Origin of the sequence: Variovorax paradoxus, from assembly GCF_024734665.1 — a bacterium.
Lineage (GTDB): Bacteria > Pseudomonadota > Gammaproteobacteria > Burkholderiales > Burkholderiaceae_C > Variovorax.
In genome coordinates this window covers 6,064,936-6,080,323 of sequence record NZ_CP102931.1, presented here as the reverse complement: position 1 = coordinate 6,080,323, position 15,388 = coordinate 6,064,936, and the positions used below count along the sequence as shown (strand labels likewise).

General features: G+C 65.4%; 14 protein-coding genes. 6 read left to right on the top strand and 8 right to left on the bottom strand.

Going from position 1 to position 15,388, the window contains the following annotated elements:
• Positions 1-41 precede the first annotated feature (41 nt).
• Positions 42-794, top strand: a complete 753-nt coding sequence (locus NWF24_RS28570; RefSeq protein ID WP_093058820.1) for an IclR family transcriptional regulator — start codon at positions 42-44, stop codon at positions 792-794.
• Positions 795-821: 27 nt separating this feature from the next.
• On the opposite strand, the gene metE is transcribed toward NWF24_RS28570, so the two are convergent.
• The gene (gene metE / locus NWF24_RS28565; RefSeq protein WP_258351468.1) at positions 822-3,113 is read right to left on the bottom strand and encodes a 5-methyltetrahydropteroyltriglutamate--homocysteine S-methyltransferase; all 2,292 of its coding nucleotides are present in this window, start codon (positions 3,111-3,113) and stop codon (positions 822-824) included.
• 106 nt (positions 3,114-3,219) lie between these two features.
• On the opposite strand from metE, the gene NWF24_RS28560 reads away from it, so the two are divergent.
• Entirely contained in the window at positions 3,220-4,101 is an 882-nt protein-coding gene (locus tag NWF24_RS28560) for a LysR family transcriptional regulator (protein WP_093058789.1), read from the top strand.
• Positions 4,102-4,135: 34 nt separating this feature from the next.
• Here NWF24_RS28560 and prpF read toward each other — a convergent pair whose 3' ends face one another.
• The 6 genes from prpF to NWF24_RS28530 form a co-directional block, all read right to left on the bottom strand.
• Complete coding sequence (gene prpF, locus NWF24_RS28555) at positions 4,136-5,329, bottom strand: 2-methylaconitate cis-trans isomerase PrpF (RefSeq protein WP_258351467.1); 1,194 nt, start codon at positions 5,327-5,329, stop codon at positions 4,136-4,138.
• Between the two features lie 23 nt (positions 5,330-5,352).
• Positions 5,353-7,977, bottom strand: coding sequence for a Fe/S-dependent 2-methylisocitrate dehydratase AcnD (gene acnD, locus NWF24_RS28550; protein WP_258351466.1), 2,625 nt, complete (start codon positions 7,975-7,977; stop codon positions 5,353-5,355).
• A 21-nt stretch (positions 7,978-7,998) separates the two neighbouring features.
• On the bottom strand, positions 7,999-8,982 hold the full coding sequence (locus NWF24_RS28545; RefSeq protein ID WP_258351465.1) for a tripartite tricarboxylate transporter substrate binding protein: 984 nt from the start codon (positions 8,980-8,982) through the stop codon (positions 7,999-8,001).
• Between the two features lie 119 nt (positions 8,983-9,101).
• Complete coding sequence (gene prpC, locus NWF24_RS28540; RefSeq protein ID WP_258355371.1) at positions 9,102-10,268, bottom strand: bifunctional 2-methylcitrate synthase/citrate synthase; 1,167 nt, start codon at positions 10,266-10,268, stop codon at positions 9,102-9,104.
• A 5-nt stretch (positions 10,269-10,273) separates the two neighbouring features.
• Complete coding sequence (locus NWF24_RS28535; RefSeq protein ID WP_258351464.1) at positions 10,274-10,669, bottom strand: acyl-CoA thioesterase; 396 nt, start codon at positions 10,667-10,669, stop codon at positions 10,274-10,276.
• Between the two features lie 258 nt (positions 10,670-10,927).
• Entirely contained in the window at positions 10,928-12,061 is a 1,134-nt protein-coding gene (locus tag NWF24_RS28530; RefSeq protein WP_258351463.1) for a serine hydrolase domain-containing protein, read from the bottom strand.
• 281 nt (positions 12,062-12,342) lie between these two features.
• Between NWF24_RS28530 and NWF24_RS28525 the strand changes: the two genes are divergently transcribed.
• Both NWF24_RS28525 and NWF24_RS28520 read left to right on the top strand, forming a co-directional pair.
• Positions 12,343-12,906 carry a hypothetical protein gene (locus NWF24_RS28525; protein ID WP_258351462.1) on the top strand — a complete coding sequence of 188 codons (564 nt, stop codon included), beginning with the start codon at positions 12,343-12,345 and terminating at the stop codon, positions 12,904-12,906.
• A gap of 33 nt (positions 12,907-12,939) precedes the next feature.
• Entirely contained in the window at positions 12,940-13,080 is a 141-nt protein-coding gene (locus NWF24_RS28520) for a hypothetical protein (protein ID WP_375338497.1), read from the top strand.
• A gap of 182 nt (positions 13,081-13,262) precedes the next feature.
• Here NWF24_RS28520 and NWF24_RS28515 read toward each other — a convergent pair whose 3' ends face one another.
• Entirely contained in the window at positions 13,263-14,189 is a 927-nt protein-coding gene (locus NWF24_RS28515; RefSeq protein WP_258351461.1) for a LysR family transcriptional regulator, read from the bottom strand.
• 446 nt (positions 14,190-14,635) lie between these two features.
• Between NWF24_RS28515 and NWF24_RS28510 the strand changes: the two genes are divergently transcribed.
• Both NWF24_RS28510 and NWF24_RS28505 read left to right on the top strand, forming a co-directional pair.
• Positions 14,636-15,037, top strand: a complete 402-nt coding sequence (locus NWF24_RS28510) for a hypothetical protein (RefSeq protein ID WP_258351460.1) — start codon at positions 14,636-14,638, stop codon at positions 15,035-15,037.
• A gap of 20 nt (positions 15,038-15,057) precedes the next feature.
• On the top strand, positions 15,058-15,381 hold the full coding sequence (locus NWF24_RS28505; protein WP_258351459.1) for a hypothetical protein: 324 nt from the start codon (positions 15,058-15,060) through the stop codon (positions 15,379-15,381).
• Positions 15,382-15,388: the final 7 nt, after the last annotated feature.

Sequence of the window (15,388 nt, the reverse complement as noted above, 5' to 3'; positions counted from 1 at the left end):
TGCGAAACAAGTCACCCGCAGCCAAGAGGCCGACCGAAGTCATCGAAGAGCCGCGTGAAGTGGACGAAGGCGCCACTGGCGGCGTAACCGCCGTCACCCGTGCCCTGCAGCTGCTCGATGCCTTCGGCATGCAGGACGAGCGCCTCTCGCTGGCCGAGCTGACCCGCCGCAGCCACATGCACAAGACAACCGCGCTGCGGCTGCTGCGCACGCTGGCGCTTGCCGGCTACGTGGTGCAGCGCGACGACGGCGAATGGCGGCTGGGGCCCGCGGCAGGCTGGCTCGGAGCCCGCTACCAAGCCAGCTTCGATGCCAACAATGTGGTGGAGCCGATGCTGCTCGCCCTGTCGCATGCAACGGGCGAGAGCGCGGCGTTCTATGTGCGCGAAGGAAATTCCAGGACTTGCCTGGCGCGCGTGGAAGGGCCGCAGCCCATCCGGCACCACGCACGCATGGGCGCGATGTTGCCGCTGGAAAAGGGGTCGCCGGGGCGGGTGATTCTTGCGTTCTCCGGCGAGCCCGGAAAGCTGTATGAAGACATCCGCAAGAAGGGCTATCACTTCTCCATCGGCGAGCGCGAGAAGAACGTGGCGACCGTGTCGGCGCCGGTCTTTGGCCTGCGCTGGGCGCTGCTGGGTTCGGTGTGCATCTCGGGCCCCGCGGACCGGCTGCCCAAGGCAAAGCTGCTCGGCCACGCGAAGACGATCATGAAGGCCGCGAACGAACTCTCCTATGCGTTGGCCGGCCGGCCCACTGCGCAGACTCCAGCGGTGGTCTCCACCTGGCATCCCTAGAAGGGGCCGGTGGAGTCCGCGCTGAGCTCAGGCCAATGCGCGCAGCGTCTTGGCGGCCGCCACCATGTTGGTCAGCGCCGGCACCACTTCCGCCCACTGGCGCGTCTTCAGGCCGCAGTCGGGGTTGACCCACAGGCGTTCGGCAGGAACGCGCTCCGCCGCCTTCCTCATCAGTTGCACGATGTGCTCCTGGCTCGGAATGTTCGGCGAGTGGATGTCGTACACGCCGGGGCCGATCTCGTTGGGGTACTTGAAGTTGTCGAAGGCATCGAGCAGCTCCATGTCCGAACGCGAGGTCTCGATGGTGATGACGTCGGCATCCATGTCGGCGATCGACGCGATGATGTCGTTGAACTCCGAATAGCACATGTGCGTGTGGATCTGCGTCTCGTCGCGCACGCCGTTGGCCGTGATGCGGAAAGATTCGACAGCCCAGTCCAGGTACTCCTGCCACTGCGACTTGCGCAGCGGAAGACCTTCGCGCAGCGCCGCCTCGTCGATCTGGATCACGCGCACGCCGGCCTTTTCCAGGTCGAGCACTTCTTCGCGTATGGCCAGCGCAAGCTGGTGGCACGACACCGAGCGCGGCTGGTCGTCACGCACGAAAGACCAGTTCAGGATGGTGACCGGACCGGTCAGCATGCCCTTCATCGGCTTTTGCGTGAGCGACTGCGCGTACTTGATCCACTCCACGGTCATCGCCTTCGGACGGCTGATGTCGCCGAACAGAATCGGCGGCTTCACGCAGCGCGAACCGTACGACTGCACCCAGCCGAACTGGCTGAAGGCGTAGCCGTCGAGCTGCTCGCCGAAGTACTCGACCATGTCGTTGCGCTCGGCTTCGCCGTGCACCAGCACGTCCAGGCCCAGGACTTCCTGTTCCTTCACGCTGCGGCCGATTTCGGCCTGCATCGCGGCCTTGTAGCCTGCTGCATCGAGGCGACCCGCCTTGAACTCACTGCGCGCATGGCGGATGTCCGCAGTCTGCGGGAATGAGCCGATGGTGGTGGTCGGGTAGGCCGGCAGCTTCAGCAGAGCGGCTTGCTTGGGCGCGCGCTGGGCGTAGACGCTCTTGCGCTGGCCCAAGGCCGCGTTCAGCCTGGCGATGGCGGCCTTGACGCCGGGGTTGTTCACGCGCGGCGAGTTGCGGCGGGCGGAAATGGCGGCCTGATTGGCTGCCAGCTCATCCTTCACGGCATCACGGCCGTTGCGCAGGGCGGCGGCCAGCACTCTCAGCTCCTCGAGCTTCTGAAGCGCGTAGGCGAGCCACCACTTGACCTCGGCGTCGAGCTTCTGCTCGCTGGCCAGATCCACCGGCACGTGCAGCAGCGAGCACGACGGTGCGATCCAGAGGCGGTCGCCCAGGCGTTGCGCCAGCGGCTCGAGCCAGTCGAGGATGGCGGCCAGGTCGCTCTTCCAGATGTTGCGGCCATTGATGACCCCGAGCGACAACACCTTGTGCGCGGGCAGCATGCTCAGCAGAGGCACCACGTCGTCGCGGCCGTTGATGGCGTCGACGTGCAGGCCCGCCACCGGAAGGTTGGCGGCCAGGTACTTGTTCTCCTGCAGCTGGCCGAAATAGGTCGCGAGCAGGATCTTGACCTTGGCGGCCTTGAGATGGTGGTAGGCCGTGTTGAAGGCATGTTGCCAGTCGGCGTCCAGCTCGGTGACGAGCAGGGGCTCGTCGATCTGCACCCACTCGACGCCCTGGGCCGCCAGCGCGTCGAGCAGTTCCGCGTACACCGGCAGCAGGTGCGGCAGCAGCGCGAGCTTGTCGGAGTCGTCCTTGGCCTTGCCGATGGACAGGTACGTCACGGGGCCGACCAGCACGGGCTTGGCCTTCACGCCCTGCGCCTTGGCTTCGGCGAGCTGCTCCAGGATGCGCGATGCGTCGAGCCTGAACTCGGTTGCCGACGTGAACTCGGGGACGATGTAGTGGTAGTTGGTGTCGAACCACTTCGTCATTTCGCCGGCGGCCACGCCGCCGCAGCAGCCCGCGTGGTCTTCGGCGGACTGCGCCGAGCGGCCGCGCGCCACGCGGAAGTAGTTGTCCAGGGCATCGCCGTGGAAGCCGCGCACGCGCTCGGGCAGGTTGCCCAGCGTGAAGCTCATGTCCAGCACCTGGTCGTAGAACGCGAAGTCGCCCACCGGGACCAGATCGATTCCGGCCTGGTCTTGCCAGTGGCGTTGGCGCAGCTCGGCGCCGAGCGCCTTGAGCGCGTCGCGCGAGGACTCTCCCTTCCAGTACGACTCGAGCGCGAACTTCAATTCGCGCCTGGCGCCGATGCGGGGAAAGCCAAGGTTGTGGGTGGTGGTCATGGGTATCGGAACGTCCGGCAGTCAGAGAAAGTGGGGATCGTAGGTTTGCCGACTCTTGAAGTAAAATGGTCTTATTTCACGTATCCATGAATACTGCTCATTAGTTATGTTGGAGCGCACGCATCTCGCCATCGTCCAGGAGGTAGACAAGCAAGGCTCGCTCACGGCCGCCGCCGAAGTGCTTCACCTGACGCAATCGGCCTTGAGCCATTCCATCCGCAAGCTCGAGATCCAGCTCGGAACGGAGATCTGGCAGCGCGAAGGACGCAGCCTGCGGCTGACTCAGGCGGGCCAGTACCTGCTGGCGGTTGCCAACCGCGTGCTGCCGCAGCTCACGCTGGCAGAAGAGCGACTGCGCCAGTTCGCCCAGGGCGAGCGCGGGTCGCTGCGCATCGGCATGGAATGCCATCCCTGCTACCAGTGGTTGCTGAAGGTGGTGTCGCCGTACCTGGCGTCATGGCCCGACGTGGATGTGGATGTGAAGCAGAAATTCCAGTTCGGCGGCATCGGCGCGCTCTTCGGCTACGAGATCGACCTGCTGGTGACTCCCGATCCGCTCTACAAGCCGGGCCTGCACTACGAGCCCGTGTTCGACTACGAGCAGGTGCTCGCGGTCGCGCGCGGCCACCGCCTGGCGAACGTGCCCTACGTGAAACCCGCGCAACTGACCGAGGAGGTTCTCGTCACCTACCCGGTGGCGACGGACCGGCTGGACATCTACAACATGTTCCTGATGCCCGCGGGCGTGACGCCCAAGCGCCACAAGGCCATCGAGACAACGGACATCATGTTGCAGATGGTGGCGAGCGGCCGTGGCGTGGCCGCGCTGCCTCGCTGGCTGGTGGAGGAGTACGCGGAGAAGATGGAAATCGTGCCGGTCCGGCTGGGCTCGCGCGGCATCGCCAAGCAGATCTTTCTTGGCGCGCGGGAAGCGGACACCGACGTCGATTACCTGAAGGCCTTTGTCGAGCTGGCGCGTCAGGTGTAGCGCCTTTCCAGCGCGTCGCATTCCGGCTTGTCGATCAGAAACTGTCGCCAGGCACGCGCACCCAGCCTTCCATCAACACGCGGGCGCTCCGGCTCATCAGGGCCTTGGTCACCACCCATTCGCCATCGACCTTGCGGGCCTCGGCGCCGACGCGCAGCGTGCCCGATGGGTGGCCGAAGCGCACTGCCTGGCGCTCGCCACCGCCGGCCGCAAGGTTCACCAGCGTGCCGGGGATCGCCGCTGCGGTGCCGATGGCGACCGCGGCCGTGCCCATCATGGCGTGGTGCAGCTTGCCCATCGACAGCGCACGCACGAGCAGGTCCACGTCCGCCGCCTTCACTGCCTTGCCGCTGGAGGCCGTGTAGTCCCTGGGCGTTGCGACGAAGGCCACCTTGGGCGTGTGCTGGCGTTTGGCCGCTTCACCGATGTCCTTGATGAGGCCCATCTTCACCGCGCCATGCGCGCGGATCGCCTCGAACATTGCCAGTGCCTTCGCGTCACCGTTGATGGCGTCCTGCAACTCGGTGCCGGTGTAGCCGATGTCGCCTGCGTTGACGAAGATGGTCGGAATGCCCGCGTTGATCAGCGTGGCGCGCAAAGTGCCCACGCCGGGCACTTCGAGCTCCTCGACCACCTTGCCGGTCGGGAACATCGCGCCGCCGCCTTCGCCGTCGCCCTCGTCGGCCGGGTCGATGAATTCCAGCGGCACCTCGGCCGCGGGGAAGGTCACGCCGTCGAGTTCGAAGTCGCCGGTTTCCTGAACCTCGCCTCGGGCGATCGGCACGTGGGCGACGATGGTCTTGCCGATGTTGGCCTGCCAGATGCGCACGGTGCACATGCCGTTCTGCGGCACGCGCGCCCGGTCGATCAGGCCCTGCGCAATCGCGAACGGACCGACCGCCGCCGACAGGTTGCCGCAGTTGCCCGACCAGTCGACGAAGGCGCTGTCGATGGAGACCTGGCCGAACAGATAGTCGACGTCGTGGTCCGGCCGCGTGGAGCGCGACAGGATCACGGTCTTCGAGGTGGAGGAGGTGGCCGCGCCCATGCCGTCGATCTGCTTGGCGTAGGGGTCGGGGCTACCGATCACTCGCAGCAGCAGCGCATCGCGCGCCGGCCCGGGCTGGCGCGCCGCCGCGGGCAGGTCCTGCAGGCGAAAGAACACGCCCTTGCTGGTGCCGCCGCGCATGTAGACGGCGGGAATCTTGATCTGGGGAACGGATGCCATGGCAAATGGAGTGGTGGTTGTCTTCAGGCTGCCGACTTGTTCTCGGCCAGGAAGTCTTGTGCAAAGCGCTGCAGCACGCCGCCTGCTTCGTAGATCGACACTTCCTCGGCGGTGTCCAGCCGGCAGGTCACCGGAACCTGCAGCGTGTCGCCGCTCCTGTGGTGGACGACCAGCGTGAGGTCGGCGCGCGGTGCGGGCTTGCCGATCACGTCGTAGGTTTCGGTGCCGTCCAGGCCCAGCGTGAGCCGCGTGGTGCCGGGCTTGAATTCCAGCGGCAGCACGCCCATGCCGAGCAGGTTGGTGCGGTGGATGCGCTCGAAGCCCTCGGCCACGACGGTTTCCACGCCGGCCAGGCGCACGCCCTTGGCGGCCCAGTCGCGCGACGAGCCCTGGCCGTAGTCGGCACCGGCCACGATGATCAGCGGCTGCCTGCGGTTCAGGTAGGTCTCGATCGCCTCCCACATGCGCACGACCTTGCCTTCAGGCTCGATGCGCGCGAGCGATCCCTTCTTCTGCACGCCGTCGACCACCGCCATCTCGTTGACGAGTTGCGGGTTGGCGAAGGTGGCGCGCATGGCCGTCAGGTGGTCGCCGCGGTGCGTGGCGTAGGAGTTGAAGTCTTCTTCCGGAAGACCCATCTTCGCCAGGTACTCGCCAGCGGCGCTGTCCAGCAGGATCGCGTTGGACGGCGACAGGTGGTCGGTCGTGATGTTGTCCGGCAGCAGCGCCAGCGGCCGCATGCCGCGCAGCGTGCGCGGATTGGCCGCGAGCGCGCCCACGCCCTCGCTGTCCCAGTAGGGCGGCCGGCGGATGTAGGTGGACTGCGGTCGCCAGTCGTACTGCGGGCTCACCTTTTCGCCGCTGTCCGCGTGGATCGCGAACATGGGCTCGTAGACCTTGCGGAACATCTCGGGCCTGACGGAGGCCGCGACGATCGAGTCGATTTCCTCGTCGCTCGGCCAGAGGTCGTTGAGCCGGATCTCCTTGCCATCGACGATATCCAGGATGTCGCGCTCGATGTCGAAGCGCATGGTGCCCGCGATCGCGTAGGCCACGACCAGCGGCGGCGACGCGAGAAAGGCCTGCTTCGCATACGGATGGATGCGGCCGTCGAAGTTGCGGTTGCCCGAGAGCACCGCGGTGGCGTACAGGTCACGCTCGATGATCTCCTGCTGGATCTTCGGGTCCAGCGCGCCCGACATGCCGTTGCAGGTGGTGCAGGCGAAAGCGACGATGCCGAAGCCGAGCTGCTCCAACTCATGCAGCAGGCCAGCGTCGCGCAGGTAGAGCTCCACGGCCTTGGAGCCCGGAGCCAGCGATGACTTGACCCACGGCTTGCGCTTGAGGCCCAGGCGGTTGGCATTGCGCGCCAGCAGCGCGGCCGCGATCACGTTGCGCGGGTTCGAGGTGTTGGTGCAGGACGTTATGGCCGCGATGATCACGGCGCCGTCGGGCATCAGGCCCACCGCCTCCTGCTGCCTGGCCTCGGCAAGGCCGACGGCGATGTTGCGCTCGGCCAGCTGCGAGGTCGGCAGCCGGCGGTGCGGGTTGGAGGGGCCGGCCATGTTGCGCACCACGCTCGACAGGTCGAACTTCAGCACGCGTTCGTAGCTGGCGGTCTTCAGCGCATCGCCCCAGAAGCCGGCCGTCTTCGCATACGTTTCGACCAGCGCGACCTGTGCGTCCTCGCGGCCGGTGAGCCGCAGGTAGGTGAGCGTCTGGTCGTCGATGTAGAAGAGCGCGGCCGTGGCGCCGTACTCGGGGCACATGTTGGAGATGGTGGCGCGGTCGCCAATGGTCAGGCCGTGCGTGCCTTCGCCGAAGAACTCCAGGTACGCGCCGACCACCTTTTCCTTGCGCAGGAACTCGGTGAGCGCCAGCACGATGTCGGTGGCGGTGATGCCCGGCTGGCGCCGGCCTGTCAGCTCCACGCCGACGATGTCGGGCAGGCGCATCCACGAGGCACGGCCCAGCATCACGTTCTCGGCTTCCAGGCCGCCGACGCCCACCGCGATCACGCCCAGCGCATCGACGTGCGGCGTGTGGCTGTCGGTGCCCACGCATGTGTCCGGGAAGGCCAGGCCGTCCTGCACGTAGACCACCGGCGACATCTTCTCCAGATTGATCTGATGCATGATGCCGTTGCCCGCCGGAATCACTTCCATGTTGGCAAAGGCGCGCTTCGTCCAGTCGATGAAATGGAAGCGGTCTTCGTTGCGGCGGTCTTCGATCTGCCGGTTTTTCTCGAAGGCGTTCGGATCGAATCCGCCGCACTCCACGGCCAGCGAGTGATCCACGATCAGCTGCACCGGCACCACCGGGTTCACCTGCGCGGGGTCGCCGCCCTCGGCTGCGATTGCGTCGCGCAAACCGGCCAGATCCACCAGCGCGGTCTGGCCCAGGATGTCGTGGCACACCACGCGCACGGGAAACCACGGAAAGTCGCGATCGCGCCGGCGCTCGATGAGCTGCAGCAGGCATTCGTCCAGGATGGATGTGTCGCAGCGGCGCACCAGGTTCTCGGCATGCACGCGCGCGGTGTAGGGCAGGGTGTCCCAGGCTCCGGGGCGCAGCGCATCGACTGCGGCGCGGGCATCGATGTAGTCCAGCGTGGTGCCGGGGAGTCGTTTTCTGTGTCGTGGATTCATCGTGGCAAATCGGGAAGCGGCTTACTCGGAGCGGATGTCGTTGTCTTTCACGACCTTGGCGTAGCGCGGAATCTCGGCGTGAATCAGTGCGCCGAACTGTTGCGCGGTGCCGCCCGCAGCGGACACGCCGGTGGGCTCCAGCTTGGCGTTGAGTTCGGGCGCCTTCAGTCCGGCGTCGAGCGCGCCGTTGAGCTTTGCGAGCGCGGCGGGCGGCACGCCCTTGGGCGCGATCAGCCCGTGCCATGCCACCACGTCGTAGTCGGGCAGGCCGCCGGCCTCGGCGATCGAGGGAATGTTGGGGTAGGCCTGCAGGCGCTGCGCCGTGGTCACCGCGAACGCACGCAGCCGGCCCGACTGCACGTGCGGCATCAAGGCCTCGGTGCCTGCGACCAGCATGTCCACGTTGCCCGCCACCAGGTCGGTGACAGCCGGCCCCGTGCCCCGGTACGGCACGTGCGTGGCCTTGACCTTGGCCATGCCGAACATGTACTCGGTCACGATGTGCAGGTGGCTGCCGTTGCCCGCCGAGGCGAAGGTCAGCTTGCCTGGGTTCTGGCGCCCGTAGTCGAGCAGCTCCTTCAGGTTCTTCGCCGGCACCTTGGCCGGGTTGACGCACAGCACGTATGCGCCCTTCGACAACTGGATCACCGGCGTCATGTCGGCGACCGGGTCGAAGCGCAGCTTGTACAAGGAGGGGTTGACGGTGTAGCTGCCGGCAATCAGCAGCAGCGTGTAGCCGTCGCCGGGCGTGTGCAATGCGTACTCGGTGCCGAGCGTGCCGCCGGCGCCCGGTCGGTTGTCCACCACCACGGCCTGGCCCAGCTTCTGGCCGAGCACGTTCGACGCAACGCGCGCGATGAAGTCGGAGCCCCCGCCGGGCGCAAAGGGGCAGACGATCTTGAGCGGCTTCGCCGGAAAGGCATCCTGGGCCCAGCCGGTGCGGGCAACGGGCAGCGCCAGCCCGGCGAGGGCTGCTGATGAAAAGGCGCGGCGATTCAGGGTCATGCTGTTATCTCCAGTGTTGTTGTGCATGCCGCCCGCGACGGTGTGCCATCGCAGTGGCAGGCGCTAGTTTGCTCCCGCATGGCAAACCCGCGATAAACGCTCGGAGACTCCTGTGCGGCTCAGACCCGCGCCTCGATCGGCACGAACTTCACGTCTTCGGGACCGGTGTAGTTGGCGCTCGGGCGAATGATCTTGTTGTCTACGCGCTGCTCGATCACGTGCGCGGCCCAGCCGCTGGTGCGCGCGATCACGAACAGGGGCGTGAACATCGCGGTGGGCACGCCCATCATGTGATAGCTCACGGCGCTGAACCAGTCGAGATTGGGGAACATCTTCTTGGCCTCCCACATCACCGACTCCAGCCGCTGCGCGATGTCGAACATCTTGGTCGAAGCGGCTTCGTCGGACAGCCGCCTGGCCACGCCCTTGATCACCACGTTGCGCGGATCGCTCACCGTGTAGACAGGGTGGCCGAAACCGATCACCACCTCCTTGGCCTCCACGCGGCGGCGGATGTCGGCCTCGGCTTCGTCGGGCGAGTCGTAGCGCTTCTGGATCTCGAAGGCCACCTCGTTGGCGCCGCCGTGCTTGGGGCCACGCAGCGCGCCGATTGCGCCCGCGATGGACGAATACATGTCGCTGCCGGTGCCGGCGATCACGCGCGCGGTGAAGGTCGAGGCGTTGAACTCGTGTTCGGCGTACAGGTTCAGCGAGGTGTGCATCGCGCGCACCCAGGCCTTGGAAGGCTTCTCGCCATGCAGCAGATGCAGGAAGTGGCCGCCGATGGAGTCGTCGTCGGTCTCCACATCGATGCGCTTGCCCTGGCTGCTCCAGTGATACCAGTACAGCAGCATCGAGCCGAGCGAGGCCATCAGGCGGTCTGCGATGTCGCGTGCGCCGGGCAGGTTGTGGTCGTCCTTCTCGGGCAGGATGCAGCCCAGCGCCGAGACGCCGGTGCGCATCACGTCCATCGGGTGGGCGCCGGCGGGCAGGCTCTCCAGCGCGTTCTTCACGTTGGCCGGCAGGCCGCGCATGGCCTTCAGCCGTGCCTTGTAGGCCTTGAGCTCGGCGCGCGTGGGCAGCTTGCCGTGCACCAGCAGGTGGGCGATTTCTTCGAATTCGCAGACCTCGGCGATGTCCAGGATGTCGTAGCCGCGGTAGTGCAGGTCGTTGCCGGTGCGGCCCACGGTGCACAGCGCCGTGTTGCCCGCGGTCACGCCCGACAGGGCGACGGACTTCTTGGCCTTGAAGCCGGCCGGTGCGGCGGTTTCGAGCGTGGAGGTCATGGTGGTCATGCAGTTTCCTTGTCCAGATAAGAGCGATCAATGGCGGCGGGGCGGCCGGCGGCATCGACCGCCACCATCTCGAACACACCCTTGAGGACTTCTTCCGCCGGAACGCCCGGCACGTCGGCCAGGCCGGTCACGCACACGGTCATCGAACATCGGCCGATGCGGCTGACCCACCCGCGCAGGACAAGCTGATAGCCCACCGGCACGGGCGACAGAAAGCTGACGCTGGTCACCTCGGCCATCACCACTTCGCGCTGCGCCAGGCCGCGCGCCGCCAGGAAGGCCGCCTTGGTCATGAGCTGCAGTCCCTGGCCGGCGAAGAGCGTGCCGCGGTGATTGGCATGCACCGGCAGCACCAGTTCGCGGAGTTCGGTTGTTCCAACGGGTGTCGTCATGGTTCGCAATCTACGCAGAAAGCAACGACTGCAGAAGGACTGAAAGGGCGAACTCCTGCGAACGGAGGCCGGTAGATTTGCGAATGCTGCGAAGTTCGGCGAAATCAACGCTCCACGGAAAACCGGGGCGCTTCGAGATGGAAATCAACATCCAGACCAGAAAGGCGACTCACGGATATGGAAGAGACGAGTTGATGTTGGACAAGGAGTGCCAGGGGCGGTGAGTGAATTCACGCGGCCCCAAAAAATGAAGCACGGTCACCGCTCCCCCGCGCGACAGGGTGCAGCGGCCAGCATGCGCGCTGCGCGCAGGAACGCCACCGGGCCGACCCAGCTGACGTTCCAGTCGCCCGCGACCGGCACTTGGCGCTTGTGCGCGATCACCATCTGCCGCTTCGGCACCACGAGGATGTACTGGCCATGCACGCCCCAGGCCATGTACGCGCCGCTCAGCGGCGAGTCCTGCGGCTCTTCGAGCAGCCACCACAGGTAGCCGTATCCGAAACCGCGCCGCGCAGTGTGCGGCGGATGCATCTGTGCAGCGGGCGTGGTCTGCCGCGTCATTTGGTCGACCCAGTCGGCCGGCACGAGCTGCTGGCCTTGCCAGTTGCCCTGGCGCAGCATCAGGTAGCCCAGCCGCGCCATGTCGCGCGTGGACAGGTAGAAGGGGTAGGCCAGGTGCTGGGAGCGCCGCGCGTCGCCGCTGCGTGCGTGGCGTGACAGGTCGAAATCCTCGAGCTGCAGAGGTGCGGCCAGATTGTCCGCAAAAGCCTGGTAGATGCTCCTGCCGGTCAGGCGTTCGAAGGCGGTCCCCGCGGCGTTGAAGTCCCAGTTGTTGTAGAGGAAATAGCTGCCGGGCACGTGCGACCCTCGTGGGGGCGCGGCCGCCGCGTCGTCTCCGCCGTTCGCGGCCGCGTGATAGACGCCAGAACGCGCGGCGAGCAGGTCGCGCAGCCTGGCCTGCCGCTCGACGGGCAGCAAGCCGCCCACGTCGTCGATGCCCAGGTCGGCCAGCGTGCGGTCGAGGTCGATGGTGCCATCGGCCACGTACTTGCCGTACATCATCGAGAGCACGCTTTTGCGCACCGAGAACACGATGCTGACGCTCTGGACCGGCCCCTCGCTGAACAGCACGCGGCCGTCCTGCACCGCCATGAGAGCGGTCGTGTCCAGCGTGCGCAGGTAGCTGCGAGTGGCGTCCAGGTCGCGGCGGCAGGCGCTGCCCGGTTCAGCCTCGGGTGCCGTCGCCCAGGATGCGCCCGGAAAAACCACCGGCGCGGCAGGCGTCGAGGGCGCTGAAGGTATTGCAATGGCGCATCCACCAGCGAGCGCGCACACGCCAGTGAACAGGGCTTGCGAAGCGAAGCCGGCGATGCATTTGAAGAGGTCCATTTTGAAAAGCCAACGGGTCGTGTGTCCAGCTGAATGCCGGCTCAGGAACGAAAAAGACGGTGCCATTGCGAATGCCAATACCAGAGAGCCGAATGCGCCTGCCGTGGCTGCACGGTCGTCACCAGTGGGTCGAGTGACAACCATTCATTTCATTTGCATCTTTTTCCCAGAGCAACTTAGCGGGCGCATCATGCCTTGTGCATGTCGTACTGATGCATTTCGGGTCTCGGCTCGACCCACCCGGCCGCTCCGGTATCCAACTACTTCAACTGGAGACCAAAATGAAAAAGTTCACTTCCAGCGCCATCGCCAGCCTCCTGATCGCAGGGGCAATTTTGCCGGCCGCCGCCAAGGAGAAGGTCGTCGACCGGAGCATCACGGAGGCGGAAGTCCTGGAGGCCCAGCAGGTCTGGTGCAAGGCGCTAGTTGACATCAGCGCTGCGAATTCCAGCGGCGGGCAACCGGCGGCCAAGGCGCTGGCCGAGAAGGTCATCGACAGCGCCTACGCCTACCAGCTGGGCGCGGTGCTGTTCAAGCCGACGCTCACGACATCGCCGCAGACCTTCCGCACCGCTCGCGACGGTGCGCTGGCGTACTTCGTGGGCGGCAACCCTGCCTTTCCCAACGACACTGGCTTCGCCCTGAAGGGCTGGACCAAATGCGAGATTGCCAACAGTGCTGTACTGATCCACGGCGACGTGGCCAGCACACTGGGTAACGTGCTGTTCACCGACCCGGACGGCAAGGTCATCACAGTCGACAAGACCTGGACTTTCGTGAAAGACGGTGCCGGCAAGCTGCGCATCGTCGTGCATCACTCGTCACTGCCATACGCCGGCCGTTGAACACCGCGTTCGAGTGCCGGCAGGCCCAGGCTGATGCGCAACACCGACAATCACGCCCGCAACACCGCGGTACAACGGCTGCCGGATGGAGCACTGCAGCTCACGCCCATCTTCGACTTTGCCCCGATGTTCCTCGATCCCGAGATCTGCAAAACCGACCCAAGCCTTGCATGATCTGAACCCATGACGATCGCCAGGCTACGTCGCCGAAGGCACCCTTGCCAACCGGATGCCGCAATCCCTTCATGGGGGCCACCTGCTTGCGTATGCCAACCGTGGCCCCATGGTCCTCGGAACGGATCGAGTGATGAATCCTCGTCAAGGCAATGCTCCTCGAGGGAGCTTTGCCGCTGGGCCTACGGAGCAGCCATCGAATCGTCCTGCCAAGACTTGCCTGGCGCCGAAGCGCTTTTCAGGAACTCCACAAAAGCCCTCACGGTCGGCGACAACTCTCTGCTGCTCGGGAAGACTGCGCTGACCTCCACCGGAGGCAGAGTCCATTCTGGAAATAGGTGAACAAGTCGCCCGGCCTTGATATCGGGCGCACACAGGTAGCCCGACAGGCACCCTAGGCCGACGCCAGAAACCACTTGTCGGTGAATCAACAGAGGATCGTTGATGCTCAGACGCGGCTTGAGTTCGAACCGCTTCTCCTCGCTGCCGGGTCCTTTGAAAATCCAGGCCCGCGGCCTCCCGTCGACACCCGGCATCTCGATGGCGTGATGCGTTCGAATCTCGTCCAGCGCTTGGGGCGAGCCGTGCCGTGCGAGATATGCCGGGGCGGCGCAAAGGTAGCGTCGTATCGTCCCGAGCCCGACTGCGATGAGCCGCGAGTCGGTCATCGGTCCTATGCGCACCGTGACGTCGACGCTCTCGGCGATCAGATCGACGGTTCGACTGGTCAACTCCAGTGCCACGTTGACATCGGGGTATCGCTCCAGGAACTCCGGCAGCAGGTCGGACAGTACGTTGTACCCGAAGCCAATTCCGACACTGATCCGCAGCAGACCTCGCGGGTTGCCGCTCATTCCGCTGACAACATCGATCGTTTCATGGATACGCGCGAGCAGATTCACACATCGCTCATGCAATGCAACGCCGGCTTCCGTCAACTGCACTTCGTGAGTCGTGCGCTGGACGAGGCGGATTCCCAAGGCCGATTCGAGGCGAGCAACCCCTCGACTCACGCTCGATTTGGGCACATTCAGCACTCGCCCGGCCGCGGAGAAACTTCGCAGCGTCGCGACTTTCTCAAACAGGCGCAAGTCGTTCAGGTCCAGCATGTCGAAGGATTGGCTCAAAGTGAACAGGAGGACCGCTTGAGGCCCGGATAACTCTGCGGCAAGTCCTGATCGTAAACAAGCGACCGTCCCGCCATGGGAACACCGTGTTCCCGCTGCTAGGTGTGCTGTCCGACAGACTGCCCTGGCCCATCGCGCTTCAATGAGCTTGTCATCCCACCCACCTTCCTTAGTGGCACCCGCGAAAGAGCATCGAGCAGACGGAGCCGTTGACCAGCGCCAGGATCAAGCGACCATCGTCGCCATGGTGGCGGAAAGTGGCTGGGCGACAAGGTCGGCGGGATGGTCCGCTTGGTCGCAGAACACGTAGAAGCCCACACGATTCGTGACTGCGGGCACTTCGTTCCGCAAGAGTGCCCAGCGGTCGTTGTCGAACACATCATGGCCATGGCCAACCCTGCAACCCGATCAACAACCAGGAAGTGAAGATGAGCAAATCCCAAGAAATGAAGAAGGTCCTGTTCGTGGGGCAGGAACCGGAGACGGTCGACTTCTCGGACCCGGCATTGCCGCCCGGCTTCGACGCCGCGAAGATCCATGCCGGCATCGCCCTCGGCATGAAGCAGATGGCAGACCGGGGCTGGCATGCCGACCTCTGTCTCGTGCGCCCGGACGACTCTGCGACAACGGTGCTGGAGCAGCAACTCTCTACCATCTTCTACGACTGCGTCGTGATCGGCGGAGGCATTCGCATTCCCCCCAAAAGCCTGCTGCTTTTCGAACGACTTGTGAACTCCGTGCACAAGTCCGCACCCCAGGCATCCATCGCCTTCAACACGTCCCCCCCGGACACCGGCGATGCCGCCGCTAGATGGCTCAACGTGGACTGAGTGGACGAAGGAATCGCACCATGACCACGATCCGTCATCCTCTGCACCTGCTCGACCGCGCCGTCATGTTCGCGATGCGGAATATGGTCGCGTCGATGAAGGGAAGCGTCACCATCCCGGAGGCGAGAAAGCCCTTTGATGAGCTGATGCAGAAGACTCCTGCAGACGCCGGCGTGACCTACGAACAGGCTTCCGTGGGTGGTGTCGCGGGCGTTTGGTGCCGACCGGGAGATGCGCCTGACGCCAGTGCCGCGATCCTCTATTTTCACGGGGCACCTACATCGTCGGATCGGCGGTCGCCCAGCATTTCTACGGATCCAGTCGCCCCCTTCAGCGGCGCATAAGAGGAAC